The organism is Streptomyces carpinensis (genome assembly GCF_002154505.1).
GTDB classification, from domain to species: domain Bacteria; phylum Actinomycetota; class Actinomycetes; order Streptomycetales; family Streptomycetaceae; genus Streptomyces; species Streptomyces carpinensis.
Genome location: NZ_MUBM01000709.1, coordinates 1 through 1880, shown reverse-complemented (window position 1 = coordinate 1880; position 1880 = coordinate 1). Strand labels below are relative to the sequence as shown.

The window sequence follows — 1880 nt, the reverse complement described above, 5'->3', positions numbered from 1 at the left end:
GGAGGGCCCGGCGGGGGAAGGCTCGGCGGCGGACTCGGACGGGGACGAGTGCCCGGCGCGGGAGGCCTGCGTGGTGCCGCACGCGGGGAGGGTGGTGAGGACTGTGCTCAGGGCGCAGACCGCGGTGATTCGTCGTACAAGTGAGATCACCGGACGAACGTAGGGTGATCTCCAGTCATATGAACGGCGGCACGGCCGTGCGGTCACCCACCCGGATGTCCCGTGCCGGGCACGGGCCCGCGCTCACCACCGCGCTCACAGCTCCCTGCGCTCCAGCGGCTTGGTCGCCGGGCCCTGGAGCACCCGGCCGTCGGTGTCGAAACGGGAGCCGTGGCACGGACACTCCCACGCCCGCTCGGCGGAGTTGAAGGAGACCAGACAGCCCAGGTGGGTGCAGCGGGCGGAGAGCGAGTGCAGGTTTCCCTCGTCGTCGCGGTGCACGGCGCAATGGTCGACGCCGGCGCGGACCACGGCACCCCCGCCGGGCGGTATCGCCTCCACCGGCGGTGCGGGCCGGAGCCGGTCACCCACGAAGTGCCGGGCGACCTCCGCCTGGGTCTTGAGGAACGTCGGCGCCTGGCGCACCGCCGTCCGCAACCGGCGCGGGTCGTACAGCTCCCGCCACGCGCACTCCTGGCCGGTGATCAGCGCCGTGAGCAGCCGCCCCGCCATCATGCCGCCGCTCAGCCCCCAGCCGCCGAAACCGGTCGCCACGTATGTGTTGCGGGCGCCCGCGTGCATCAGGCCGACCATCGGCACCGTGTCGGTGGGGTCGATGTCCTGCGTGGCCCAGGAATGCACGAGGTCCACGCCCGGGAAGTGCTCCCGCGCCCAGCCGGCCAGGCGGTCGAAGCGGGCCGCCGTGTCGGCACTGCCCGGGGTGAAGTGCTCCCCGGTGACCACGAGCAGCCGCTGCCCGTCCTCGCCGTACGGCGCGGTGCGCACCGAACGGACGCCCTCCTCGGGGGTGATGTACATGCCCTCCGGGTCCCGGCCGGCCTCGATCGGTCCCGCGACGACCAGTTCCCGGCGCGGGGAGAGCCGGGCGAACAGCAGCGCCCGGTCGAAGATCGGGTAGTGCGTGGCGACCACCACGTGCCGGGCCCGCACCGTCGCGCCGGTCGCGGTCGTCACCCGGCACGGCTCGCCCTCCGCCAGGCCGCACACCACGGTGTCCTCGTGGACGCGCCCGCCGCGCCGCACCAGGTCCGCCGTCAGGGCCAGCAGATACCTGCGCGGATGGAACTGCGCCTGCCCGGCCACCCGGACCGCGCCCGCCACCGGGAACGGCAGCCCGGTCTCCGTCACGAACGACGCGGGCAGCCCCGCCTCCCGCGCGGCCTCCGCCTCGGCCCGCAGCTCCGCCACCCGGTCCGGGTCACGGACGTACGTGTACGCGCTGCGCGGCTCCCACTCGCACTCGATGTCCAGCTCGTCGACCAGCGCCTCGGCGTGCTCGATCGCCTCCGACTGGGAACGGGCGTACAGCCGCGCCGCCTCCGCGTCGCGGGTGCGCCGCAGTTTGTCGTAGATCAGCGTGTGCAGCGCGGTCAGTTTGGCGGTGGTGTGCCCGGTGACGCCCTCCGCCACCCGCCGCGCCTCCAGCACCGCCACACCCAGCCCGGCCCGCGTCAGCTCGTACGCCGTGCTCAGCCCGGCCATGCCCGCGCCGATCACCACGACGTCGACGTCGAGGTCCTCCGCGAGCGGCGGCCGGGGCGGCGGCCCGGGAGCCGTCTCGACCCAGTACGAACCGGTGACGCGCAGCCGCTCGTGGCTCGCTCCGGGCTGGTCCTGCCGCCGCTCGTGTCGCTGTTCGCTCATGGCCGCCGGGTACCCCGCCCGAGCCGGCCCGATCGCGGGCCGGCTCGGCCGTGGCC

The 1880-nt window shown here is 74.8% G+C and carries 1 protein-coding gene; it reads right to left on the bottom strand.

Annotated features, from left to right (window positions below; translation table 11 throughout):
• Positions 1-255: 255 nt before the first annotated feature.
• A complete protein-coding gene (locus BZY54_RS48175) occupies positions 256-1824 on the bottom strand; it encodes an FAD-dependent oxidoreductase (RefSeq protein WP_086731555.1) in 1569 nt (522 codons plus the stop codon).
• Between the last annotated feature and the right edge of the window lie 56 nt (positions 1825-1880).